Genomic DNA, 22,247 nt, shown 5'->3' with positions numbered 1-22,247 from the left:
ATGCGGTGCGGTACTCGAGACCGGGGGAACGCATGGCATCGACCTATTGAGGGAGAGCAGGTAACCACCGATGTTTGAGAGATTCACCGACCGTGCCCGCAGGGTCGTCGTCCTGGCTCAAGAAGAGGCCCGGATGCTCAACCACAATTACATCGGCACCGAGCACATCCTGTTGGGACTTATTCACGAGGGTGAGGGCGTAGCGGCCAAGTCGTTGGAGTCGCTGGGCATCTCGCTGGAGGGCGTGCGCAGCCAGGTCGAGGAGATCATCGGCCAGGGTCAGCAGGCGCCGTCCGGGCACATTCCGTTCACCCCGCGCGCCAAGAAGGTTCTCGAGCTGAGCCTTCGTGAGGCGCTGCAGTTGGGTCACAACTACATCGGCACCGAGCACATCCTGCTGGGCCTCATCCGCGAGGGTGAGGGCGTGGCGGCGCAGGTGCTGGTCAAGCTGGGCGCCGAACTGACCCGGGTGCGTCAGCAGGTCATCCAGCTGCTGAGCGGTTATCAGGGCAAGGAGACCGCGGAAGCGGGCACCGGCGGCCGCGGCGGGGAGGCCGGCTCTCCGTCCACCTCACTGGTCCTCGACCAGTTCGGCCGCAACCTGACCGCCGCCGCGATGGAGGGCAAGCTGGACCCGGTCATCGGCCGCGAGAAGGAAATCGAGCGGGTGATGCAGGTGCTGAGCCGACGCACCAAGAACAACCCGGTGCTGATCGGCGAGCCCGGCGTCGGCAAGACCGCCGTCGTGGAGGGCCTGGCGCAGGCGATCGTGCACGGCGAGGTCCCCGAGACGCTCAAGGACAAGCAGCTCTACACGCTGGACCTGGGTTCGTTGGTGGCCGGCAGCCGCTACCGCGGTGATTTCGAGGAGCGCCTGAAGAAGGTGCTCAAGGAGATCAACACCCGCGGCGACATCATCCTGTTCATCGACGAGCTGCACACGCTGGTCGGGGCGGGCGCTGCCGAGGGCGCGATCGACGCCGCCAGCATCCTCAAGCCGAAGCTGGCTCGCGGCGAGCTGCAGACCATCGGCGCCACCACGCTCGACGAGTACCGCAAGTACATCGAAAAGGACGCCGCGCTGGAGCGCCGGTTCCAGCCGGTGCAGGTCGGTGAGCCGACGGTTGAGCACACCATCGAGATCCTCAAGGGGCTGCGCGACCGCTACGAGGCCCACCACCGGGTCTCCATCACCGACGGCGCCGTGGTGGCGGCGGCCACCCTGGCCGACCGCTACATCAACGACCGCTTCCTGCCCGACAAGGCGATCGACCTGATCGACGAGGCGGGCGCCCGGATGCGGATCCGCCGGATGACGGCGCCGCCGGACCTGCGCGAGTTCGACGAGAAGATCGCCGACGCGCGTCGGGAGAAGGAATCCGCGATCGACGCGCAGGACTTCGAGAAGGCCGCCTCGCTGCGTGACAAGGAGAAGCAACTCGTCGCCCAGCGAGCCGAGCGGGAGAAGCAGTGGCGTTCAGGTGATCTCGACGTCGTTGCCGAGGTCGACGATGAGCAGATCGCCGAGGTGCTGGGCAATTGGACCGGCATCCCGGTGTTCAAGCTGACCGAGGAGGAGACCACCCGGCTGCTGCGCATGGAGGAAGAGCTGCACAAGCGGATCATCGGGCAGCGCGAGGCCGTCAAGGCCGTCTCCAAGGCGATCCGGCGCACCCGTGCCGGGCTGAAGGACCCCAAGCGTCCGTCGGGTTCGTTCATCTTCGCCGGCCCGTCCGGTGTCGGCAAGACCGAGCTGTCCAAGGCGCTGGCCGAGTTCCTGTTCGGTGACGACGACGCGCTCATCCAGATCGACATGGGTGAGTTCCACGACCGCTTCACCGCCTCGCGGCTGTTCGGCGCCCCTCCGGGCTACGTCGGCTACGAGGAGGGCGGCCAGCTCACCGAGAAGGTGCGGCGCAAGCCGTTCTCGGTGGTGTTGTTCGACGAGATCGAGAAGGCGCACCAGGAGATCTACAACAGCCTGTTGCAGGTCCTCGAGGACGGTCGCCTGACCGACGGTCAGGGTCGCACGGTGGACTTCAAGAACACCGTGCTGATCTTCACCTCGAACCTCGGTACGTCCGACATCAGCAAGGCCGTCGGGCTGGGCTTCACCCAGGGCGGCGGTGAGAACAACTACGAGCGGATGAAGCAGAAGGTCAACGACGAGCTCAAGAAGCACTTCCGTCCGGAGTTCCTCAACCGCATCGACGACATCATCGTGTTCCACCAGCTGACGCCGGAGGAGATCGTCGAGATGGTCGACCTGATGGTCAACCGGGTCTCGGCGCAGCTGAAGGCCAAGGACATGGAGATGGAGCTGACCGACAAGGCCAAGGCACTGCTGGCCAAGCGTGGGTTCGATCCGGTGCTGGGTGCCCGGCCGCTGCGGCGGACCATCCAGCGCGAGATCGAGGACCAGCTCTCCGAGAAGATCCTCTTCGAGGAGATCGGGCCCGGCCAGCTGGTCACCGTCGACGTCGACAACTGGGACGGCGAGGGTGCCGGCGAGGACGCCGTGTTCACCTTCACCGGCACCAAGAAGCCGGCGCGGGTGGCCGAGCCGGACCTGGCTCAGGCCGGGGCGGCAGGCGCCGCCAGCGCGACCGCCGCGGAGTAACCACGACCGACGCGAAGACCCCCGAATCACCGTGATTCGGGGGTCTTTGCCGTTGATCGCTGGACCGACTGCTTAAGATGCTGGTGTAATCGGCGGGCGAAGGAATCTGGTGAGAGTCCAGAACGGTCGCGCCACTGTGAAGTCAGACCCGACGTTCGCCGTCGCCTTGTGAAGCTGGGACGCGCAATCCCGGAAAGGAACTATCCACATGACCTCTCCAGAGGCCCGCAGGTCGATCGCGCCGGCGCTGGATTTCTCCGCCGCCAAGGCCGCGGTCTGGCTGACGCTCACCGCGTTCTTCGCTCTCTTGGTTCTCTACTTCGTCGGCCTGGATCAGGGTGCGACGTCGGTGTTCGGTAGCAACACCCTCATCCACGAGTTCGTCCACGACGCCAGGCACCTGCTCGGCTTCCCCTGCCACTGATATTCGGGAAACGCCGAACACAGTGGAAAAACAGATCATCGGGCGCGGCCTGCTGGCCGGCGCCCTCGCTGGAGTACTCGCGTTCGTCTTCGCCCGCATCTTCGTCGAGCCGGTGATCGAACGGGCCATCGGCTACGAGGAGGGTGTGGGCGCCGCCCATGAGGCCCTCGAAGAGGCCGCACACCACCATGGTGGGCATCACCACGGCGACGGGATCGAGGGCTTCACCCGCGGCGTGCAGATGAACGTCGGGATGGGCTTCGGTGTGCTGCTGTTCAGCCTCGCGATGGCCGCGTTGTTCGCGGTCGTCTTCGCGCTGGCGTACGGGCGCGTCGGCAACGTCTCGGCGCGGTTGATGTCGCTGTACGTGGCGGGCGGGATGCTGCTCAGCCTGTACGTGGTGCCGTCGCTGAAGTATCCGGCGAACCCGCCTGCGGTGAGCCTCGACGAGACGCTTCGCCAGCGCACGCTGCTGTACCTGCTGATGGTGGTGCTGTCCGCGGCGCTGCTGGTGGGTGCGGTCTACCTCGGCCGGCGGCTGGTGGACTGGTTGGGGGTCTGGAACGCGACGCTGGTGGCCGCGGGCGGCTACCTGGTCGCCGTCGCGGTGGTGATGGTGATCCTGCCGACGATCAGCGAGACCCCCGGGCCGCTGCGCGACGACGCGGGCACCATCGTCTACGAGAATTTCCCGGCCGACGATCTCTACGAGTTCCGGCTGTTCTCGCTGGGCACGCAGATCGTCATGTGGGCGACCATCGCGTTGGTGTTCGGTGCGCTGGTGTCCCGGCTCCTCGAAGGGAAGCGGCAGGAGCCCGCCATCCCGGCATGAGCGAGGTCGTTCGGCTGACCCTCGTGTCGCACGCCATGACCGACGCGATGGCGGCCGGACGGTTTCCCACCGACGAGCCACTGAACGCGGTGGGCCACCGGCAGGTCGACGCCTCGATCGACCTCGGCGTGGTCGAACACGCCTGCTGCGGCCCGGAGAAGCGGACCCGCCAGACCGCGGACCTGCTGGGTCTGAGGGCCGAGGTGGACACCCGGTTGGCCGACCTGGACTGCGGCCGGTGGCGCGGCGATGTGCTGGGCCGGGTCGAGTCGGCCGACCTGGCGATCTGGCTGACCGACCCCACCCGCGCCCCGCACGGCGGCGAGTCCGTCGTCGAATTGTTCGACCGGGTCCGTGGCTGGATGGACTCGCTGACCGCGGAGCGGACCCGGGTGGTGGCCGTCACCCATCCCGCCGTGATCCGCGCCGCGGTCCTGACCGCACTGGACGCCCCGCCGAAGTCGTTCTGGCGCATCGATGTTGCGCCGGCCAGTCGGACGGTGATGCATTTCCGCGGCCACGCGTGGACACTGCGCTCGACGCGATAGTCAGCCGACGGGCACCAGATCGAAGGTCTGGTGCACGATCGAGAGCAGCCAGCCCGCCGCGGTCGGGCTGCGGTACTGCGGCCAATTCAACTGGAAGCTGACCACCCACGGCTGACCGGTGTGGTCGACGGCGTACCAGCTGAATGTCAAGTCCCCCGGTAGGTTTCCGCCCTTGGCGCCGACATACGGCCACTTCGCCCTGTCCAACTCGACGCCGGGGATGGCGGACAGGATCTGCTTCACCGGCGCCGCCTTGCCGACGGCGGCAGCTTGCAGCGCGATGTGCACCCGGCAGATGTCGGCCGCGCTGCCGTACCATTCGGCGCCGAATTCCGATGCCGGCGTGTGGGTGCGGTGCGGATCGGGTTGGTAGGGACGCGAATTCGTCTGCTTGAGCAGCTGCGCCCGGCCCTCCGGTGAGGCCTGCTTCCACTGTTCACGCAGATCCGGTTCTCCCCAGCCGACGGAGAACATCTCGTGCATGGTGGGAAACGGCGTCATGCTGGCGGGGTCGTGATGGCCTGCGAGCACCAGCGCCCGCTCGACGGCACCGGGCCCCAGGCGCGCGAGCAACAGATCGGTCGCCATGTTGTCGCTCGCCGAGATCATCTGCTGAGCAGCCCTTCGCACCGAGACCTGGGCGCCGGGCGCGAGTTCCTCCAGGCCCGCCGAGCCGACCGCCTTGGCCTCCTTGGTGATCGTTAGCTGGTCGGTCCATTCGAGGGTGCCGGCCTTCACGGCCTCGGCGACCGCAAGCAGCACATAGAGTTTGAAGATCGACGCCAGCGGCAGTGACTGTTCGGTGTTGGCGCCCGCCAGCACGTCGCAGTGGGCGGCCTCACCGTCTCCGACCACCCGCGACACCTGATAGGAGTACCGCGCCCCTGACGCGGTGATCTCGGCGTCGATGTCGGCCCAGTTCTCGATCGCGGGCGGGGCAAGCGAGATGTCGAGGCGCTCGACCAGACCGGCGTCGTCGGTGCGGACCGCGATCTGTTGCCGGACCCCGTAGGAGGTCTGCACATCCAGCGTGGCCTGCCCGGCGCCGATGTCGACGCCGTCGACGGTGAACGGGCGGTCCCACCAGATCGCGTCCAGTTTGGCGACGAACTCGTCGACCTTGTCCGGGGCGGCCAGCGTGCGCACCCCGACCGGGCCGATCGGCCAGTCGGAGTTGAGCATGTCCATGACCTGCTTGGCGCGCAGGCCCTGGGGGGTGTTCACCTCGATCGGCGACCCGTACGCCGCTTCGGTCGGCGCGGGTACGGAGGTGGTGCAACCGCCGAGCAGGGCCACGACGAGCGTGACCGCGATCGAGAGCCCGGCGGCGCGGGGGCGCAGCCACCGACGCCTCGGCTTATTTACCGGCGCCCGCAACGTCCAGGACGACCTCGAACTCCAGCAGCGACGCCCCGGTGGCCACCGGGTTGGCCTGTTGGCCCTGGTGCGCCTCGATGGCGGGGCCGGTGGCCCACGCCTGGAACGCCTCGTCGGATTCCCAGTGCGTCACCACGAAGTAGCGGTTCTCCCCCTTGACCGGGCGCAGCAGCTGAAAGCCGAGGAACCCGGGTTGGTTGTCGACGGCGTGGGCGCGGTGGGCGAACCGCTTCTCCAGTTCGGGGCCGGCGTTCGGCGGGACCTCGATTGCATTGATCTTCACCACGGGATTTTGGCTGGGCATGCGAATCAGGCTACCGAACCGCCGCAGGCATGATGTCGGCATGCAATTGACGGCGCGCGGCGGTCTGGGCCGACCGCTGGTCCTGGTGCACGGGCTGATGGGGCGGGGCAGCACCTGGACTCGTCAATTGCCGTGGCTGACGCGGTTCGGCGAGGTGTACACCTACGACGCGCCGTGGCACCGCGGACGCGACGTCGACGACGCGCACCCGATCGGCACCGAGCGCTTTGTCGCCGATCTTGGCGAGGCGGTGGCGCGACTGGACGGTCCCGCGGTGATGATCGGCCACTCGATGGGCGCGCTGCATTCATGGTGTCTGGCCGCCAGCCGACCCGAGTTGGTCGAGGCGCTGGTGGTCGAGGACATGGCACCGGACTTTCGCGGCCGCACCACCGGGCCGTGGGAGCCGTGGGTGCACGCCCTGCCCGTCGAGTTCGACTCGGCACAAAAGGTTTACGACGAGTTCGGTGACGTCGCGGGCCGGTACTTCCTCGAGGCCTTCGACCGGACGGAGACCGGTTGGCGGCTGCACGGCCACCCCAGCCGGTGGATCGAGATCGCCGCCGAATGGGGCAGGCGGGACTACTGGAAACAGTGGTCACAGGTGCGGGTGCCCACGCTGTTGATGGAGGCGGGCAACTCCGTCACTCCGCCGGGGCAGATGCGCCGGATGGCAGAAATCGGTTACCGGACAACCTATCTGCATGTACCCGACGCGGGTCACCTGATCCACGACGATACGCCGCAGATCTACCGCGAGGCTGTGGAGGCGTTCCTAACGACGCTCACCCGACGCGCCTGAGCTCGGCCAGGCCGGCCGGTCCTCGAATCGCGAGCGGATCGGGTCGCGGTCGTCGTCGAATCGCCCGGCCATCGGTGCGGCCATCCGGAACTGGTCCAGGTGCAGGCGCAGCGTGCCGCCGCGACTTGCGGCCCAACTCAGTGCCGCCACCACCCCGAACGGGGCGAGCAGGATCAGGAACGTCATCGCAGTGGTCATGGCAGTAATGCTGCACCGGGAAAGATGCCGCCAACAGTGGCAGAAAGGACACATCAGATAATATGCTGCCATGGCGATCAAGAGCGTATCCACTCTGGTGCTCGACGGCCTGGCGATGTTCGAGTTCGGGGTGATCTGCGAGGTCTTCGGCATCGACCGCTCGTCGGACGGAGTGCCGAACTTCGACTTCAAGGTCTGTGGACCCGAGCCGGGCAAGCCGCTGAGCACGTCGGTCGGTGCCACGCTCATCCCCGATCACGGCCTGGACGCTCTCGTGGGCGCCGACCTGGTGGCGATCCCGGCGATCGGTGGTTCGGACTACCTGCCGGAGGCGCTGGCGGCGGTCAGGTCCGCGGCCGATTCCGGGGCGATCGTCCTGACGGTGTGCTCGGGGGCCTTCGTCGCGGGCGCCGCCGGACTCCTGGACGGCAGGCCGTGTACCACGCACTGGATGCACGCCGACGAATTGGCGAGAAAGTATCCGACGGCCAAGGTCGACCGCAACGTGCTCTTCGTCGACGACGGCAATCTGATCACCAGCGCGGGCACCGCCGCGGGCATCGACGCCTGCCTGCACCTGGTGCGTCGCGAACTCGGCAGCGAGGTCACCAACAAGATCGCACGCCGGATGGTGGTGCCGCCCCAACGCGACGGCGGTCAGCGCCAGTTCATCGATCAGCCGATTCCCGTTCGGTGTTCGGAACGCTTTGCCCCGCACCTGGATTGGATCCTGGCTAACCTCGACAAGCCGCACACCGTTGCGACGCTCGCGGGCCGTGCGCACATGTCGGCGCGCACGTTCGCGCGCCGGTTCGTCGAGGAGACCGGCCGCACGCCCATGCAGTGGGTGACCGATCAGCGGGTGCTCTACGCGCGCACACTGCTCGAGGAGACCGATCTCGACGTCGACCGGATCGCCGAACGCAGTGGCTTCGGTACCGCGACGTTGCTGCGCCACCACTTCCGCCGCATCATCGGCGTCACCCCCTCGGACTACCGCCGCCGGTTCGCGTGTGGCGGCATGCCGTGTGACCGGGCGGCCGAGAGCGCCTGATTAAGGGCCGCCTTCGCCCGCCAGCGCGAAGCGGCCGTCGGCGGTCTGTTCCACCAAACCGTCGACCAGCAACGAGTCCAGCGCCCGGTCGCGTTGCGCGGTGTCGGTCAGCCATACGGTGTCCAATTGCGCCTTGCTGACCGGAGAGTTGTTGGCCCGCAATACCTCCAGCAGTAGCCCGCGGACCTGACGGTCGGTACCCGCATACCGCTGGACTCGCCGAACGGGACCATCGAGCGTGGGGTATCCCGCTGTGCGCCAGGCGCACTCGCGTAGCGGACACCGGTCACAGCGTGGCGCCCGGGCCGTGCACACCGTCGCCCCGAACTCCATCAGGGCTACCGAAAAGCGCGGTGCCGCCGCGTCATCGGGCAACAGCGCCGCCACGTCCTGTAGATCGCGGGTTGAGGCGGGCGCATCGCTGCGGCCGTGAATCACCCGGGTCACCACGCGACGCACGTTCGTGTCGACGACCGGCACCCGTTTCTGGTACGCGAAGCACGCGATGGCCCGTGCGGTGTACGCACCGATTCCCGGCAGCTCCAACAGTGTTTCGACGTCCGACGGCACGGCGTCGTCGTGATCGGTGGCGATGATCGTCGCGCACTCGTGTAGTCGTTTGGCGCGACGCGGATAGCCCAGCTTGCCCCAGGCGCGCAGCACGTCGGCGGCGCTTGCGGCCGCGGTCGCCGACGGTGTCGGCCAGCGCGCCACCCAGTCGGTCCACACCGGTACCACCCTGCTCACCGGGGTCTGTTGCAGCATGAACTCGCTGACCAGTACCTGCCATGGCGTCACACCGGGCCGCCGCCACGGCAAGTCTCGGCATGCGCTGTCGTACCAATCGAGCAGTTGCGGCACAATATCTGTCATGCCCAGCACCAGCCCGGTAACCGCTTGGAAAGCACTCAAAGAAGGTAACGAGCGGTTTGTCGCCGGCAAGCCGTTGCATCCGAGTCAGGGCATCGAGCACCGAACCAGCCTCGCCGAGACACAGACGCCGACCGCGGTGGTGTTCGGCTGCGGGGACAGCCGAGTGGCCGCCGAACTGATCTTCGACCAGGGCCTCGGCGACATGTTCGTGGTGCGCACCGCCGGCCACGTCATCGACGCGGCGGTGCTCGGCTCGGTCGAGTACGCGGTCGCGGTGCTCGACGTGCCGCTGATCGTGGTGCTCGGCCACGACAGCTGCGGTGCGGTGAAGGCCACGCTGTCCGCCCTCGACGACGGCGTGGTGCCCGGCGGGTACGTGCGCGACATCGTGGAACGGGTGATGCCGTCGATTCTGTTGGGCCGTCGCGACGGGCTGACCAGGGTCGATGAGTTCGAGGCCCGGCACGTCATCGAGACCGGTGTGCAGCTGATGGCCCGCTCGACGACCATCTCCGAACGGATCGCCGCGGGCGATCTGGCGATCGTCGGCGCCACCTACCACCTGGCCGACGGCCGGGTCGGGTTGCGGGACCACCTGGGCGACATCGGCGAAGCCTGACGCGACACGCCGAGTCACCTCGGGCAATCGGGCGTGACCTGGGCTTACCGTGGGCTTGTGCTGGATCTCGAACCGCAGGGCCCGCTGCCCCCGCAGATTTACTGGCGGCGCAGGGCGCTTGCCGTGGGCCTTGCGGCACTGGTCATCGGGGTGGTGGTGGCCATCGTGGTGGCGATCGTGATGAACACCGGCGGTTCCGACGATCAGGCCGCCGACGAGACCGCGGCCACCGAGGCCGCCGCGCCGACCCCACTGCCGGGGGAGAACCCCGAGGTCAAGACGCCCGTGGTGCCGCCGGCGCAGGACGCGCCGCCACCGACCGCGACGCCCACCGCCGCGGTGGTGCCGCCGCCGGTGCTCGCCGAGGGCGACGACTGCCCGGATTCGACGCTGGCGGTCAAGGGCATCACCAACCAACCGCAGTACGTGGTCGGCGATCAGCCCAAGTTCACGATGGTCGTCACCAACATCGGCCTGGTCGCCTGCCAACGTGACGTCGGCGCGGCCGTGCTGGCGGCCTACGTCTACACGCTGGACAACAACCGGCTGTGGTCGAACCTGGACTGCGCGCCGTCCAACGAGACCCTGGTCAAGACGTTCCAGCCCGGTGAGCAGGTGACCACCGAGGTGACGTGGACGGGCATGGGTTCGGCGCCCGGGTGCCCGTTGCCTCGCCAACCCATCGGGCCCGGCACCTACAACCTCGTCGTCCAGTTGGGCAATCTGCGGTCCGCGACGGTGCCGTTCATCCTCGCCGAGCCGGCGCATCTGCCTCCCGGCGAAGGCCCTGCGCCCGCGCCCGGCCCGGTGCCCGCACCGGTCGGCTGACCCGCTAAGCCAGTCGGTCGGCGATCGTCGACTCGGCCAACTGCGAAAGGCCCTCGCGGATGTGGCGGGCCCACATCGACCCGATGCCCTCCACGCTCTGCAGGTCGCCTGCGCTGGCGGCCAGCAGCCCCTGCAACGAACCGAACGAATGCACCAGCAGATCGACGTGGGCGAACTGCAGTCGGGGGATGCCCGCCATCGCGCGGTAGCCGCGTGAGCTCATCGCGGAGTCCTGTGCCTCCGGTGTCGATGGATAGCCGAAAACCCTTGCCAGCGTGGTGAAGTCGAGCAGCTCGTTGTCCGAGAGGGCGTCCAGCTCGTCCAACGTGGCGCTGACCTGAGCGGCGGTGGGTGGATCCGGGTTGGCGTGGTAGTCCCGCACGATCAGTTCACGAGCGGTGTCGTTGTCGCCGACGAGTTCGTCGAGCTGGAGTTTGAGCTGGCGTCCGTCGGTGCCGAGTTCCACGACGTAGGAGTCGATCTCGAGGCTGATGCGCCGCACCATCTCGAGCCGCTGGACGACGGTCATCACGTCGCGCAGCGTGACGAAGTCCTCGATCTCGGCCGCCGAGAGCTGCCTGCTGACCTCGTCGAGGCGGGTCTTGTAGCGCTCCAGCGTGTCGATGGTCTGGTTGGCCCGCGACAGGATGGTCGCCGAGTCCGGGATGACGTGGCGCTCGCCGGCCACGTAGACGGTCACGATGCTCATCGAATGACTGACCGAGATCACCGGATAGCCGGTCTGGATGGCGGCGCGTTCGGCCGAGCGGTGCCGTGTGCCGGACTCCTCGGTGGCGATCGACGGATCGGGCACCAACTGGACGTTGGCCCGAAGGATGCGGCTGCCGTCGCTGGAAAGCACAACGGCGCCATCCATTTTCGACAACTCACGCAACCGCGTCGGCGCGTAGCGGACGTCCAGGGAGAACCCGCCGTCGCAGATGGCCTCGACGCTCTCGTCGTAGCCGATGACGATCAGCGCGCCGGTGCGGCCACGCAGTATGCGTTCCAGCCCGTCGCGCAGCGCGGTGCCCGGGGCGAGCCGGGCGATCGTCTCGCGCAAGGTGGGCCGCGCCAACCGCACCACGGTACGGCGGGACCGGCCACCCGCCTTTACGGCCATCCACCCCTCCCCTCGGCCGGCTATCCGGCAGGTTCTGCGCCATTTTCGCTGATGCTGCGCAATACCCGCAGCGCTTCGCCGATGTTGTCCGCCGACATCGCGCGCAGGCCGGCGGGCACGTTCGTCACTCCGGAGGGCACGACGGCGCAGGTGAAGCCCAGGCGCGCCGCCTCGCTCAGTCGGCGATCCATGCCGGTGACCCGCCGCAGGTCGCCGGCCAGGCCGACCTCGCCGATCGCGACCGCGGTCGCGGGCATCGGCAGGTTCAGACACGACGACGCGATCGCGAGCGCCACCGCCAGGTCCGCGGACGGGTCGGTCAGCCGCATGCCGCCGACGGTGGACAGGTAGATGTCGTTGACGCCGACAGGCAGTGACGCGCGCTTCTCGAGCACCGCGGTGATCATCGCCGCGCGGGCCGAGTCGATGCCGCTGACGGCGCGCCGGGGGCTGCCGCTGGCCGGTGAACCGATGAGCGCCTGCACTTCTCCGATCAGTGGACGTTTACCGTCGAGGGTGACGGTGACCGCGGTGCCGGGCACCGGCTTGGGACGCTGGTCGCGAAACAGCGCCGACGGATCGGCGACACACTCGATTCCGTTGTCGTGCAACAGGAAACAGCCGACCTCGTCGGCTGCGCCGAACCGGTTCTTCACTCCGCGAACCATGCGAAGCGCTGAGGTCCGGTCCCCCTCGAAGTGCAGTACGACGTCGACGAGATGCTCCAGTGAGCGCGGCCCGGCGATGGCGCCGTCCTTGGTGACGTGGCCGACCAGGATCATCGCGACACCGGATGCCTTGGCCGCCATGGTCAGTGCGGTGGTCACCGCGCGCACCTGGGTGACGCCACCGGTGACGCCGTCGGCCTCGGTGGTGGACATCGTCTGCACCGAGTCGATCACCACCAGGCTGGGCTGCACCTCGTCGATGTGGCCGAGGGCGACCTGCAGATCCGACTCGGCGGCCAGGTAGACCTCGTGGTGGGTGCAACCGGTGCGTTCGGCGCGCATCCGGATCTGGCCGGCCGACTCCTCACCCGACAGGTACAGCGCACGCCTGCCCGCCTCCGCCCAGCGGTGCACGGCCTCCAACAGCAGCGTCGACTTGCCGACTCCCGGATCGCCCGCCAGCAGCGTGACCGAACCGGGGACCAGGCCACCGCCGAGCACCCGGTCCAACTCGCTGATGCCGGTGCGAAAGTGCCGGGTGTTACCGGGGTCGATGGAACTGATCGGGACCGCGGAGGTGCTCGGGGTGATCGCGCGCCCCGCGACGGCACCCTTCACCGCGGCGAGCACCGCGATCTCGTCGACGGTGCCCCAGGTGCCGCAGTCCGGGCAGCGGCCTACCCATTTCGCGGTGACGTGGTGGCATTCCGAGCAGCGGTACTGCGAACGCGCTTTGGCCACGCCGTGACGTTAGCCCTCGGCACCGACAGAAGCCGCGGTGCGGACGGCCGTGTCGCCGACTCGGTCGGTCAGTGACCGCCGGAGTGGCCGCCGGCCTGGCCGGAGTCCTGCACCGGATCGCGCTTGGGCGACTCACCGGCCGAGATCGGCACCGACATGGTGCCCTCGCCGGCCTTCTCGAACTTGAACGTGAAGTCGTAGGTCAGCCCGTTGGTGATCGGTTTGGTCAGCGTCACCGTGGCCTCCGCGGCCTGCGCGTCCTCCACGGTCTCCAGCGCGGTGACCTGGCCGTCCGGCGCGCCCACCACCAGCATGCCGTTGGCGGGCAGCGACGTGTCACCGGTCAGGGTCACCGTGCCGACGTCGGAGGTGATCGAGACCAGCTTGTCGTCCGTGTCGGGCGAGTCGTTGGAGGCGGTGAACAGCAACTCGACGTCGGTGCCCGGTTCGATGTAGGCGCTGGTCTGGACCGCCCGCAGATGGATGTTGCGCACCGCGATCAGGCCGACGTTGAGGTTCGTCCCGTTCACGGCGGGCTCCTGGGTCGCCATCTGCGAGACCTGACCGGAGCTGCAACCGCTGAGCGCGGTCGCGGCGACGATGGCGACCGCTCCGAAGGCGGCCAGTTTGAAGCGGTCCACGCGTGCCTCCTGCTCGAACCCTCGACGCGACCGAACACCGGTCGCGGAAATTCAACTATGCACAGTAGTAGGTGCGGGGTTGGGGCGGTAGCTCAGGTGCCGCCGCGACCCCGCACCGCGCCACCCGTCGCCGTCCGGGCATTCGGGTAGATCATGGATTACCGGCCGTGTCAACCCCCGCTCCCCAGCCATGGTGCCCCTGACCTGCATCGTTGTTAAGCACCCCAGGACGGGCCGTGTTAACATTGATGTGTGAAAGGGGCTCGAAACTGATGATTTTTAAGGTTGGAGACACCGTTGTTTACCCCCACCACGGTGCCGCGTTGATCGAGGCGATTGAAACCCGGACCATCAAGGGCGAACAAAAAGAATATCTCGTCTTGAAGGTTGCCCAGGGGGACCTCACGGTCCGAGTTCCCGCCGAGAACGCGGAGTATGTCGGGGTACGCGACGTGGTCGGCCAAGAGGGCCTCGACAAGGTATTCCAGGTTCTCCGCGCACCGCACACCGAAGAGCCGACCAACTGGTCGCGCCGGTACAAGGCGAATCTCGAGAAGCTGGCCTCCGGCGACGTCAACAAGGTCGCCGAGGTGGTCCGCGACCTGTGGCGCCGCGATCAGGAGCGCGGGCTGTCCGCGGGCGAGAAGCGGATGCTGGCCAAGGCGCGGCAGATCCTCGTCGGTGAATTGGCGCTTGCCGAGAACACCGACGACGAGAAGGCCGCGACCATCCTCGACGAGGCACTGGCCGCCGCCTCCTGACGGCAATGACGGGCCTGCCACGGATCGGGCTCGGCACCGACGTACATCCCATTCAGGCGGGGCGACCGTGTTGGTTGCTGTGCCTGTTGTTCGACGACGCCCTCGGTTGCGCGGGCCATTCCGACGGCGACGTGGCGGCCCACGCCCTGTGCGACGCACTGCTGTCAGCGGCCGGTCTCGGGGACCTCGGCGAGGTCTTCGGCACCGGCCGCCCGCAGTGGCGCGACGCCTCAGGTGCGGACATGCTGCGGCACGTCCGTGAACTGCTCACCACGGCCGGATTCCGCATCGGCAACGCCGCCGTGCAGGTGATCGGCAACCAGCCCAAGATCGGCCCGCGCCGGGCCGAGGCCCAAGACCTGCTCTCCGGGCTCCTCGATGCGCCGGTCTCGGTGTCGGCGACCACCACCGACGGCCTGGGTCTGACCGGCCGCGGCGAGGGATTGGCCGCCATTGCGACCGCCCTTGTCCTCTCCGATGGGGAATCCGCCGATATAGGCCGGTAAGCTGGCTCGTCGTGACCGCACGCGGAGGAGCCGAGCCGACAGGGCTGCGGCTGTACGACACCATGGCCGGGGCCGTGCGTGACTTCGTGCCGGTGAAGCCCGGTCACGTCTCCATCTATCTGTGCGGCGCCACCGTCCAGGGACTGCCCCACATCGGTCACGTCCGCAGCGGTGTCGCCTTCGACGTGTTGCGGCGCTGGCTGATGGCCAAGGGCTACGACGTCGCGTTCATCCGCAACGTCACCGACATCGACGACAAGATCCTGGTCAAGGCCGCCGACGCGGGCCGGCCGTGGTGGGAGTGGGCCGCCACCTACGAGCGGGCGTTCTCGGCCGCCTACGACGCGCTGGGGGTCCTTCCGCCGTCCGCCGAACCCCGGGCCACCGGCCACATCACCCAGATGGTCGAGTTGATCGAGGCGCTGCTCGAGCGTGGCCACGCGTACACCGGCGACGGCGACGTGTACTTCGACGTGCTGAGCCTGCCCGACTACGGCAAGCTGTCCGGGCACAAGATCGGCGACGTCCACCAGGGCGAGGGGGTGGCCGCGGGCAAGCGCGACGAGCGCGACTTCACGCTGTGGAAGGGCGAGAAGCCCGGTGAGCCGTCCTGGCCGACCCCGTGGGGCCGTGGCCGGCCCGGCTGGCACACCGAGTGCGTGGCCATGTGCAAGACCTACCTCGGCGGCGAGTTCGACATCCACGCCGGCGGAATGGATCTCGTGTTCCCGCACCACGAGAACGAGATCGCCCAGGCCGAGGCCGCCGGTGACCCGTTCGCGCGGTTCTGGCTGCACAACGGCTGGGTGACGATGGGCGGCGAGAAGATGAGCAAGTCGCTGGGCAATGTGCTCGCCATTCCCGCTGTGCTGCAACGTGTTCGGGCCGCCGAGTTGCGCTACTACCTGGGTAGCGCCCACTACCGGTCGATGCTGGAATTCTCGGAGACCGCACTACACGACGCCGCGCGCGCCTACGCGGGCATCGAGGACTTCCTGCACCGGGTGCGCGTGCGTGTCGGCGAGGTGGCTCCGGGCGAGTGGACGCTGCGGTTCGCCGCGGCCCTCGATGACGACCTCGCCGTGCCGGCGGCACTGGCCGAGGTGCACAGCGCACGCGCGGAAGGCAACCGCGCACTAGACGCGGGCGACCACGAAACGGCGCTGGCGCAGGCGATGTCGATCCGCGCGATGATGGGCATCCTGGGCGCCGATCCGCTCGACGAGCGCTGGGACTCCAAGGACGAGACCTCGGCCGCGCTGGCCGCGCTGGACGTGCTGGTGCAGGCCGAGGTGCAGCGTCGCGAGGAGGCCAGGGCGCGCAGGGACTGGGCGGAGGCCGACGCGATCCGCGACCGGCTCAAGCGGGCCGGCATCGAGGTCACCGACACCGCCGACGGGCCGCAGTGGACGCTGCTCGACGGCGAGGCCAGACCGGCCCGCGCGGGCAAGGGGAGCTAGCCGTGGCCGGAAACTCCCGGCGCAGGGGCGCGGTGCGCAAACCCGGCACCAAGAAGGGGCCCACCGTCGGCTCCGGCGGGGTGCGCCGACGCGGCCTCGAGGGCCGTGGCGCCACCCCACCCGCGCACATGCGGCCCAACCATCCGGCGGCCAAGCACGCGGCCAAGGCCCAGCAGCGCAGGCAGGGCAAGCCCTCGACCCGCAAGACCGACGACACCGAGATCGTGCTGGGTCGAAATCCGGTGGTGGAGTGCCTGCGCGCCGGCGTGCCCGCCACCGCCCTGTACGTCGCGCTGGGCGCCGAGGCCGACGAGCGGCTCACCGAATCCGTTCGGATGGCGGCCGATTCGGGCATCGCGATTCTGGAGGTCCCCCGCCACGACCTGGATCGCATCGCGGCCAACGGCCTGCACCAGGGCCTGGCGCTGCAGGTGCCGCCGTATGCCTACGCCCATCCCGACGACCTGCTCGCCCAGGCCACCGCTGACGCCGCCCCGGCGTTGCTCGTCGCGCTGGACAACATCTCCGACCCGCGAAACCTCGGCGCGATCGTGCGTTCGGTGGCGGCGTTCGGCGGCCACGGCGTGCTGATCCCGCAGCGCCGGTCGGCCTCGGTGACCGCGGTGGCGTGGCGCACCAGTGCGGGCGCGGCGGCCCGGGTGCCGGTGGCCCGTGCCACCAATCTCAATCGCACGCTCAAGAGTTGGGCCGACGCCGGACTGCACGTGATCGGCCTCGACGCGGGCGGCGACACCGCGATCGACGACCTCGATGCCACCGGGCCGACGGTGGTGGTGGTCGGCTCGGAGGGCAAGGGACTGTCGCGGCTGGTGCGGGAGAACTGCGACGCCGTGGTGTCGATCCCGATGGCCGGGCCCACGGAGTCGCTGAACGCGTCGGTGGCCGCAGGGGTGGTGCTGGCCGAGATCGCCCGGCAACGCCGCTGAACCGAGCCCTCGCGGAAGTTCTACAGCCAGGGGTCGGCGCGCTGCCACAGCGTGGGCAGATGCAGTGCGACACCGTCTTCGGCGGCCAGCCGGCGCAACACCCGTATCGACTCGTCCAGGTCGTCCACCGCGTACGGCAGTGCCCGCAGCGGTTTGTGCAGGGCGCGGAAGAAGTCGTCCCAGTGGATGAACACCACCCGGCGGGCGCCGACGGTGCGCACCGTCTCGGTCCAGTAGTCGACGAGGTAGCGCTCGGGCAAGACCCCCAATTGCGCGACGCCCAGGTACACCACGTCGGCGCGCTGACCCGCCAACGCGCCGGGCACGAAGCCCGCACTGCCCACGATCAGCAGCCGCCGGTCCGACGAGCGGTGGTGCACCAGCGTCGACCAGGCTTCACCGCACCGGTACGCCGACACCCTGACCGGCGGCACCACGGGTTCGTTGATGACCCCGGGAAAGCGGTCCGGCGGTGAGTGCCGGGCTTCGATCAGCGTCACGTCGTATGCCCCGAGGCTGACCGGTTCGCCGGAGCCGACCGCGACGAGGCGGTCGTCAGGCAGCCCGTGGCCGCGGCCCACCTGGACCGCCGAAGCGCCGCCCACCACTTTGGCGCCGGTGCGTTCGGCGACCGCCGCACTGTCCATCGCGTGGTCGTAATGGGTGTGCACCGGCAGCACCGCATCCAGCCGGTGCACGCCCAGCCGGGCCAGGCAGCCGTCGATGCGCGGCGCCGACGGGGACAGCCTGCGCAGGCCGACCTCGGCGAGGCCGGGTCGGGAGAAGAACCCGTCGGTCATCAGCGCCGAGCTGCCGTCGTCGATCAACAGCGTCGCGACACCGGCCCACGTCACGCTCAGCGGCGAGCGCTGCTCGGTCGGCGGCACGTCGAAGAAACCCGCGTAGTCGGCGAGGTCGGGCCTGCCGAGCTTGAGTCGCATGACACCACCCTAGGAGCCGCCCCGGGGCTAGGTGAACGAACGCAATTCGACGCCCTCGGCCAGCAGCCGCTTGCGCACGGCGTTGGCGATCTGCACCGCGTTGGGCGAGTCTCCGTGCACGCAAACGGATTGCACGGCGATGGGGATCGTCGAGCCGTCGACGGCGGCGACGCGGCCGGCCTTGACCATCGAGGACACCCGATCGGCGATCTCGGAAAGATCGTGCAGCACCGCGTCGGGCTGACGCCGCGTCACCAGTTGCCCGTCGGCGCGGTACGCCCGGTCGGCGAACGCCTCGGCCACGGTGCGCAGGCCGAGGTCGTGGGCCTCGGCGAAGAACGCCGAACCGGCGATCCCCAGCACCGGCAGGGCGGGATCGACGGTGCGCACCGCCTCGGCGACCGCGCGGGCCTGGCCGCGGTTGGTGACGATCGAGTTGTACAGCGCACCATGGGGTTTGACATAGCTGACCGTGGTCCCCGCGGCGTGCGCGATCGCCTGGAGCGCGCCGATCTGGTAGATGACCTCGGCCGTGAGCTCCTCGGGTTCCACGTCGACGAAGCGCCGGCCGAACCCGGTCAGGTCGCGGTAGCTGACCTGTGCGCCGATCCGCACCCCGCGCTCGGCGGCGGCCCGGCAGGTGCGCCGCAGCAGGGCCGGATCGCCTGCGTGGAAGCCGCAGGCGACGTTGGCGCTGGTGACCACGTCGAGCATGGCGTCGTCGTCACCGAGTTGCCACACTCCGAAGCTCTCGCCGAGATCGGCGTTGAGATCGACGATCACACCGACCAGCCTACGTTCGGCTCCGGCGACGCCCACCGGTTCTCCGCGACGAACTGCGACAGCGGGCGACCGAACGTCCACCGGTCGATCTCCAGTGCTGGCCGGTCGGGGAACTCCGGGACCGGCCCCAGGCACAGGACCGCCACCGGCTCGGCATCGGTGGGCATGCCCAGTAATTCGCCGAGCGCGGCCGGGTCGAAGATCGACACCCAGCCCATCCCGAGCCCTTCTGCCCTGGCCGCCAACCACATGTTCTGGATCGCGCACGACACCGACGCCAGATCCATCTGCGGCATGGTGCGACGCCCGAACACGTGGCGTCGTCTGTCCTCGCCGAGCGCGACGACCAGCACTTCGGCGCATTCCAGAATGCCCTCGACCTTCAAGGCCAAGAACTCCTCGCCGCGACCTGGAAGCGCCTCGGCGGTGCGCAGCCGTTCCTCGTCGACCAGATCGTGGATTTGTCGGCGTAGGTGGCCGTCGGTGATGCGGATGAACCGCCACGGCTGCATCAGCCCGACGCTCGGGGCGGCGTGGGCCGCGGTGAGCAAGCGCGCCAGCACGTCGTCGTCGACCGTGGCGCCGGGCACGAACCGGCGCATGTCACGGCGTTCGGCGATCACCCGGTAGATCGCCCGGCGCTCGGCGGGGCTGAACGCGTGCTCGGTCACGGCGGCGAGCTTAGCTGGCACCATCGAGGGGTGAGCCGCGACGAGGTGCTGATCACCGCCGACGAGCTGGCCGAACGTCTGGACGCGGGGCAGCGGCCGACGATCATCGACGTGCGTTGGCGGCTGGACGAGCCCGACGGCCGCGCCGCCTATGAACGCGCGCACCTGCCGGGGGCGGTGTACGTGTCACTCGAGGACGAGTTGTCCGACCACTCGGTCAGCGGGCGCGGGCGTCATCCGCTGCCCGCCGGACGTGACGTCGAGGCGGCCGCGCGGCGTTGGGGTGTCCGCGAGGGGGTGCCCGTGGTGGTCTACGACGACTGGAACCGGGCCGGGTCGGCACGCGCATGGTGGGTGCTGACCGCGGCGGGCGTCGCCAACGTGCGCATCCTCGACGGCGGCCTGGCGGCGTGGCGTGGGAATCTGGAATCCGGCTGGGCGGCAGCGCAGCCCGGCGATGTGTCGGTGCGTCACGACGACCTGTACGCGGGCGCACTGACGACGCTGGGGACCGAACAGGTGGCGGGGGTGTCGCTGGTGGACGCGCGGGCCCCGCAGCGGTTTCGCGGTGAGGCCGAACCGGTCGACCCCGTCGCCGGCCACATCCCCGGTGCGCGAAACCTGCCGTCCACTGCGCTGCTCGACGACGACGGGTGCTTCCTGCCGGCGGCGGAGCTGCTGCGGCGCTTCGGTGGCGCCCAGGGCGCCTACTGCGGGTCGGGTGTCACCGCATCGGTGGTGGTGGCGGCGCTGGCGGCGGCGGGCGTGGACGTCGCGCTATATCCGGGGTCGTGGTCGGAATGGTGTTCGGATCCGGCGCGCCCGGTCGAACGCGGATGACGACCTAGCCCACTGCGCGGCGGCGGCCCACCAGCCAGCACACCACATAGATCACGAACGAGATCGTGGTGACGAACACCGACACCGGCACCCCCGGCGCCAGGGACAGCAATATCCCGCCGACAGCGGCGATCTCGGCGAACACCACGGAGGCCGCGATGGCGGCGGTGGGCGCGGCGAAGACGCGTACCGCGGCCGCCGCGGGGGTGATCAGCAGCGCCATCACCAGCAGCGCGCCGACGATCTGCACGCCCTGCGCGGCCACCACCCCGACCAGCGCCGCGAACACGATCCCCAACGCGCGCACCGGAACTCCTCGACCGGCGGCCACCTCGGGGTCCACGGTGGCGAACAGCAGTGGCCGATACGACACCATCAGCACCGCCACGACCAGCACCGACACCACCGCCAGCAGGGTCAACCCGGAGTATCCGACGCCGACGATCTGGCCGGTCAACAGCGCGAAGCTGGTCCCGCTGCGGCCGGGGTAGAGGTGAATGAACAGCACGGCGAGACCCAGACCGAAGGCGAGCACCACCCCGGTCGCGGAATCACGTTCGCGGGTGCGCTGGCCGAGGAAGCCGAACAACACCGCGGCCAACGCGCAGCCCACCAGCGCGCCCGCGCCCACGTTGAAGCCGGCCAGCAGCGCGAATGCCGCACCGGTGAGCGACAGTTCGGCCGATCCGTGCACCGCGAACGACATCTGCCGCATCACGATGAAGGGCCCGATCAACCCGGACACCAACGCCAGCAGCACCGCGGCCAGCAGCGCCTGCTGGACGAAATCGCGGCGCAGCAGATCGATCGTGATGTCGAACGAGAGCAGGTTCGACACCAGTTCGGTGAGGCGGTCACTCATGGTGATGCCCGCCCGCCGGTCCGAAGTGGTCGTGGTGGTAATCGCTGTGTTCGCCGACGACGACGTAGCGGCCGCCGATCTTCACCACCTCGATGTCGGCGCGGTACAGCTCAGACAGCGTCGCCGAGGTCATCACGTCCTCGACCGCACCGATGCGGAAGCGGCCGTCGACCAGATACAGCACCCGATCTACGTACGGCAGAACAGGATTGACCTCGTGGGTGACGAACAGAACCGCCGTGTCGGACTGCCGGCGGCGCGCGTCGATGAGCGCCGACACCAATTGGGCGCTGGCCGGGTCGAGGTTGAGCAGCGGTTCGTCGCACAACAACAGCGCGGGGTCGGTCGCCAACGCCTGCGCGATGCGCACCCGCTGCAACTCGCCGCCGGACATCACCCCCAGCGGTGTATCGGCCAGTCTCGCGCCGTCGACCTGACGCAGCGCCGCCGCCACCGCGGTGCGTTTGGCCGCACGGTGGCGCAGCGTCGTCATACCCCACCGGTGGCCGTCGACACCGAGGCCGACCAGGTCCTGCCCGCGCAGCGACAGCCCGAGATCGGGGGAACGGTGTTGGGGCACATAGCCGATGCGCTGACTGCCCTTCCGGACTGGCTGCCCGCAGACCTTCGCGGTGCCCGCGGTCAGCGCCAGCTGACCGAGCAGCACCTTGAGCAGTGTCGTCTTGCCGGTGCCGTTGGGGCCCAGCACGGCGAGGAACTCGCCTGCGCGCACGGTGAGGTCGAGTCCGTGCCACAGCACCCGGTCGCCGAACGCCAGTCGCGCGCCGGTCAGTTCGGCGACGACGTCAGTGGTCACGGGCGGT

General features: G+C 69.1%; 25 protein-coding genes and 1 riboswitch. Of the genes, 13 read left to right on the top strand and 12 right to left on the bottom strand.

The window, feature by feature from the left end; all coding sequences use genetic code 11:
- The first annotated feature begins 70 nt into the window (after positions 1-70).
- From clpC1 to ABQE89_RS01255, 4 genes are all read left to right on the top strand, one after another.
- Positions 71-2,620, top strand: a complete 2,550-nt coding sequence (gene clpC1 / locus ABQE89_RS01270) for an ATP-dependent protease ATP-binding subunit ClpC (RefSeq protein ID WP_448413308.1) — start codon at positions 71-73, stop codon at positions 2,618-2,620.
- 102 nt (positions 2,621-2,722) lie between these two features.
- A riboswitch (cobalamin riboswitch) is annotated at positions 2,723-2,816 on the top strand.
- A gap of 12 nt (positions 2,817-2,828) precedes the next feature.
- Positions 2,829-3,044, top strand: a complete 216-nt coding sequence (locus tag ABQE89_RS01265; RefSeq protein WP_448413306.1) for a CbtB domain-containing protein — start codon at positions 2,829-2,831, stop codon at positions 3,042-3,044.
- Between the two features lie 22 nt (positions 3,045-3,066).
- Complete coding sequence (locus ABQE89_RS01260; RefSeq protein ID WP_448413303.1) at positions 3,067-3,876, top strand: CbtA family protein; 810 nt, start codon at positions 3,067-3,069, stop codon at positions 3,874-3,876.
- Positions 3,873-4,424, top strand: coding sequence for a histidine phosphatase family protein (locus tag ABQE89_RS01255; RefSeq protein ID WP_448413301.1), 552 nt, complete (start codon positions 3,873-3,875; stop codon positions 4,422-4,424). The genes ABQE89_RS01260 and ABQE89_RS01255 overlap by 4 nt, the downstream gene beginning before the upstream one ends.
- On the opposite strand, the gene ABQE89_RS01250 is transcribed toward ABQE89_RS01255, so the two are convergent.
- Positions 4,425-5,801 carry a serine hydrolase gene (locus ABQE89_RS01250; RefSeq protein WP_448413299.1) on the bottom strand — a complete coding sequence of 459 codons (1,377 nt, stop codon included), beginning with the start codon at positions 5,799-5,801 and terminating at the stop codon, positions 4,425-4,427.
- Entirely contained in the window at positions 5,782-6,105 is a 324-nt protein-coding gene (mhuD, locus tag ABQE89_RS01245; protein ID WP_448413297.1) for a mycobilin-forming heme oxygenase MhuD, read from the bottom strand. The genes ABQE89_RS01250 and mhuD overlap by 20 nt, the downstream gene beginning before the upstream one ends.
- Positions 6,106-6,145: 40 nt before the next feature.
- On the opposite strand from mhuD, the gene ABQE89_RS01240 reads away from it, so the two are divergent.
- Positions 6,146-6,907, top strand: coding sequence for an alpha/beta fold hydrolase (locus ABQE89_RS01240; protein WP_448413295.1), 762 nt, complete (start codon positions 6,146-6,148; stop codon positions 6,905-6,907).
- Here ABQE89_RS01240 and ABQE89_RS01235 read toward each other — a convergent pair.
- Positions 6,881-7,105 (bottom strand): hypothetical protein, encoded by a 225-nt coding sequence (locus tag ABQE89_RS01235; protein WP_448413293.1) that lies wholly within the window; start codon positions 7,103-7,105, stop codon positions 6,881-6,883. The genes ABQE89_RS01240 and ABQE89_RS01235 overlap by 27 nt on opposite strands.
- Positions 7,106-7,175: 70 nt before the next feature.
- Here ABQE89_RS01235 and ABQE89_RS01230 point away from each other — a divergent pair, with 70 nt between their 5' ends.
- Positions 7,176-8,159: a helix-turn-helix domain-containing protein gene (locus ABQE89_RS01230; RefSeq protein ID WP_448413291.1), complete on the top strand. Its 984-nt coding sequence runs from the start codon at positions 7,176-7,178 to the stop codon at positions 8,157-8,159.
- Here the strand turns inward: ABQE89_RS01230 and ABQE89_RS01225 are convergent, their stop codons facing one another.
- Positions 8,160-9,032: an iron-sulfur binding domain-containing protein gene (locus ABQE89_RS01225; protein WP_448413289.1), complete on the bottom strand. Its 873-nt coding sequence runs from the start codon at positions 9,030-9,032 to the stop codon at positions 8,160-8,162. It lies immediately after the preceding gene.
- Here ABQE89_RS01225 and ABQE89_RS01220 point away from each other — a divergent pair.
- Together ABQE89_RS01220 and ABQE89_RS01215 are read left to right on the top strand one after the other, a co-directional pair.
- A complete protein-coding gene (locus ABQE89_RS01220; protein WP_448413287.1) occupies positions 9,031-9,651 on the top strand; it encodes a carbonic anhydrase in 621 nt (206 codons plus the stop codon). The genes ABQE89_RS01225 and ABQE89_RS01220 overlap by 2 nt on opposite strands.
- 57 nt (positions 9,652-9,708) lie before the next feature.
- A complete protein-coding gene (locus ABQE89_RS01215) occupies positions 9,709-10,479 on the top strand; it encodes a hypothetical protein (protein ID WP_448413285.1) in 771 nt (256 codons plus the stop codon).
- 4 nt (positions 10,480-10,483) lie between these two features.
- On the opposite strand, the gene disA is transcribed toward ABQE89_RS01215, so the two are convergent.
- From disA to ABQE89_RS01200, 3 genes are all read right to left on the bottom strand, one after another.
- The gene (gene disA / locus ABQE89_RS01210; protein WP_448413283.1) at positions 10,484-11,602 is read right to left on the bottom strand and encodes a DNA integrity scanning diadenylate cyclase DisA; all 1,119 of its coding nucleotides are present in this window, start codon (positions 11,600-11,602) and stop codon (positions 10,484-10,486) included.
- A 20-nt stretch (positions 11,603-11,622) separates the two neighbouring features.
- Complete coding sequence (gene radA / locus ABQE89_RS01205) at positions 11,623-13,011, bottom strand: DNA repair protein RadA (protein WP_448413281.1); 1,389 nt, start codon at positions 13,009-13,011, stop codon at positions 11,623-11,625.
- A 68-nt stretch (positions 13,012-13,079) separates the two neighbouring features.
- Positions 13,080-13,652: a copper chaperone PCu(A)C domain-containing protein gene (locus tag ABQE89_RS01200; protein WP_448413279.1), complete on the bottom strand. Its 573-nt coding sequence runs from the start codon at positions 13,650-13,652 to the stop codon at positions 13,080-13,082.
- Between the two features lie 272 nt (positions 13,653-13,924).
- Here ABQE89_RS01200 and carD point away from each other — a divergent pair, with 272 nt between their 5' ends.
- From carD to rlmB, 4 genes are read left to right on the top strand one after another with little or no spacing between them, the layout of a single operon-like run.
- Positions 13,925-14,413 (top strand): RNA polymerase-binding transcription factor CarD, encoded by a 489-nt coding sequence (carD, locus tag ABQE89_RS01195; RefSeq protein WP_003888533.1) that lies wholly within the window; start codon positions 13,925-13,927, stop codon positions 14,411-14,413.
- 5 nt (positions 14,414-14,418) lie between these two features.
- Positions 14,419-14,919 carry a 2-C-methyl-D-erythritol 2,4-cyclodiphosphate synthase gene (gene ispF, locus ABQE89_RS01190; RefSeq protein WP_448413277.1) on the top strand — a complete coding sequence of 167 codons (501 nt, stop codon included), beginning with the start codon at positions 14,419-14,421 and terminating at the stop codon, positions 14,917-14,919.
- Between the two features lie 11 nt (positions 14,920-14,930).
- The gene (gene cysS, locus ABQE89_RS01185; RefSeq protein ID WP_448413275.1) at positions 14,931-16,379 is read left to right on the top strand and encodes a cysteine--tRNA ligase; all 1,449 of its coding nucleotides are present in this window, start codon (positions 14,931-14,933) and stop codon (positions 16,377-16,379) included.
- A gap of 2 nt (positions 16,380-16,381) precedes the next feature.
- Positions 16,382-17,326: a 23S rRNA (guanosine(2251)-2'-O)-methyltransferase RlmB gene (rlmB, locus tag ABQE89_RS01180; protein ID WP_448413273.1), complete on the top strand. Its 945-nt coding sequence runs from the start codon at positions 16,382-16,384 to the stop codon at positions 17,324-17,326.
- 20 nt (positions 17,327-17,346) lie between these two features.
- On the opposite strand, the gene ABQE89_RS01175 is transcribed toward rlmB, so the two are convergent.
- From ABQE89_RS01175 to bluB, 3 genes are read right to left on the bottom strand one after another with little or no spacing between them, the layout of a single operon-like run.
- Positions 17,347-18,267: an MBL fold metallo-hydrolase gene (locus ABQE89_RS01175; RefSeq protein WP_448413271.1), complete on the bottom strand. Its 921-nt coding sequence runs from the start codon at positions 18,265-18,267 to the stop codon at positions 17,347-17,349.
- A gap of 27 nt (positions 18,268-18,294) precedes the next feature.
- Positions 18,295-19,050 carry a LamB/YcsF family protein gene (locus tag ABQE89_RS01170; RefSeq protein ID WP_448413560.1) on the bottom strand — a complete coding sequence of 252 codons (756 nt, stop codon included), beginning with the start codon at positions 19,048-19,050 and terminating at the stop codon, positions 18,295-18,297.
- The gene (gene bluB / locus ABQE89_RS01165; RefSeq protein ID WP_448413269.1) at positions 19,047-19,721 is read right to left on the bottom strand and encodes a 5,6-dimethylbenzimidazole synthase; all 675 of its coding nucleotides are present in this window, start codon (positions 19,719-19,721) and stop codon (positions 19,047-19,049) included. Before bluB ends, ABQE89_RS01170 begins: the two co-directional genes overlap by 4 nt.
- 30 nt (positions 19,722-19,751) lie before the next feature.
- Between bluB and ABQE89_RS01160 the strand changes: the two genes are divergently transcribed.
- Positions 19,752-20,561, top strand: coding sequence for a sulfurtransferase (locus ABQE89_RS01160; RefSeq protein ID WP_448413267.1), 810 nt, complete (start codon positions 19,752-19,754; stop codon positions 20,559-20,561).
- A 4-nt stretch (positions 20,562-20,565) separates the two neighbouring features.
- Here the strand turns inward: ABQE89_RS01160 and ABQE89_RS01155 are convergent, their stop codons facing one another.
- A complete protein-coding gene (locus ABQE89_RS01155; protein ID WP_448413265.1) occupies positions 20,566-21,423 on the bottom strand; it encodes a metal ABC transporter permease in 858 nt (285 codons plus the stop codon).
- Positions 21,416-22,240 (bottom strand): metal ABC transporter ATP-binding protein, encoded by an 825-nt coding sequence (locus ABQE89_RS01150; protein WP_448413263.1) that lies wholly within the window; start codon positions 22,238-22,240, stop codon positions 21,416-21,418. Before ABQE89_RS01150 ends, ABQE89_RS01155 begins: the two co-directional genes overlap by 8 nt.
- Positions 22,241-22,247: the final 7 nt, after the last annotated feature.

Source organism: Mycolicibacterium sp. XJ1819, assembly GCF_053483675.1.
This window is presented reverse-complemented; position numbering and strand designations above follow the sequence as displayed.

What these genes read in the sequence shown, in the direction of transcription:
- ispF (WP_448413277.1), top strand. Translation starts at nt 14,419, where the DNA reads ATGACGGGCCTGCCACGGATCGGGCTCGGCACCGACGTACATCCCATT.
- ABQE89_RS01230 (WP_448413291.1), top strand. Translation starts at nt 7,176, where the DNA reads ATGGCGATCAAGAGCGTATCCACTCTGGTGCTCGACGGCCTGGCGATG.
- ABQE89_RS01235 (WP_448413293.1), bottom strand. Translation starts at nt 7,105, where the DNA reads ATGACCACTGCGATGACGTTCCTGATCCTGCTCGCCCCGTTCGGGGTG.
- ABQE89_RS01225 (WP_448413289.1), bottom strand. Translation starts at nt 9,032, where the DNA reads ATGACAGATATTGTGCCGCAACTGCTCGATTGGTACGACAGCGCATGC.
- ABQE89_RS01255 (WP_448413301.1), top strand. Translation starts at nt 3,873, where the DNA reads ATGAGCGAGGTCGTTCGGCTGACCCTCGTGTCGCACGCCATGACCGAC.
- ABQE89_RS01175 (WP_448413271.1), bottom strand. Translation starts at nt 18,267, where the DNA reads ATGCGACTCAAGCTCGGCAGGCCCGACCTCGCCGACTACGCGGGTTTC.
- mhuD (WP_448413297.1), bottom strand. Translation starts at nt 6,105, where the DNA reads ATGCCCAGCCAAAATCCCGTGGTGAAGATCAATGCAATCGAGGTCCCG.
- ABQE89_RS01220 (WP_448413287.1), top strand. Translation starts at nt 9,031, where the DNA reads ATGCCCAGCACCAGCCCGGTAACCGCTTGGAAAGCACTCAAAGAAGGT.
- disA (WP_448413283.1), bottom strand. Translation starts at nt 11,602, where the DNA reads ATGGCCGTAAAGGCGGGTGGCCGGTCCCGCCGTACCGTGGTGCGGTTG.
- ABQE89_RS01155 (WP_448413265.1), bottom strand. Translation starts at nt 21,423, where the DNA reads ATGAGTGACCGCCTCACCGAACTGGTGTCGAACCTGCTCTCGTTCGAC.
- ABQE89_RS01265 (WP_448413306.1), top strand. Translation starts at nt 2,829, where the DNA reads ATGACCTCTCCAGAGGCCCGCAGGTCGATCGCGCCGGCGCTGGATTTC.
- ABQE89_RS01240 (WP_448413295.1), top strand. Translation starts at nt 6,146, where the DNA reads ATGCAATTGACGGCGCGCGGCGGTCTGGGCCGACCGCTGGTCCTGGTG.
- clpC1 (WP_448413308.1), top strand. Translation starts at nt 71, where the DNA reads ATGTTTGAGAGATTCACCGACCGTGCCCGCAGGGTCGTCGTCCTGGCT.
- carD (WP_003888533.1), top strand. Translation starts at nt 13,925, where the DNA reads ATGATTTTTAAGGTTGGAGACACCGTTGTTTACCCCCACCACGGTGCC.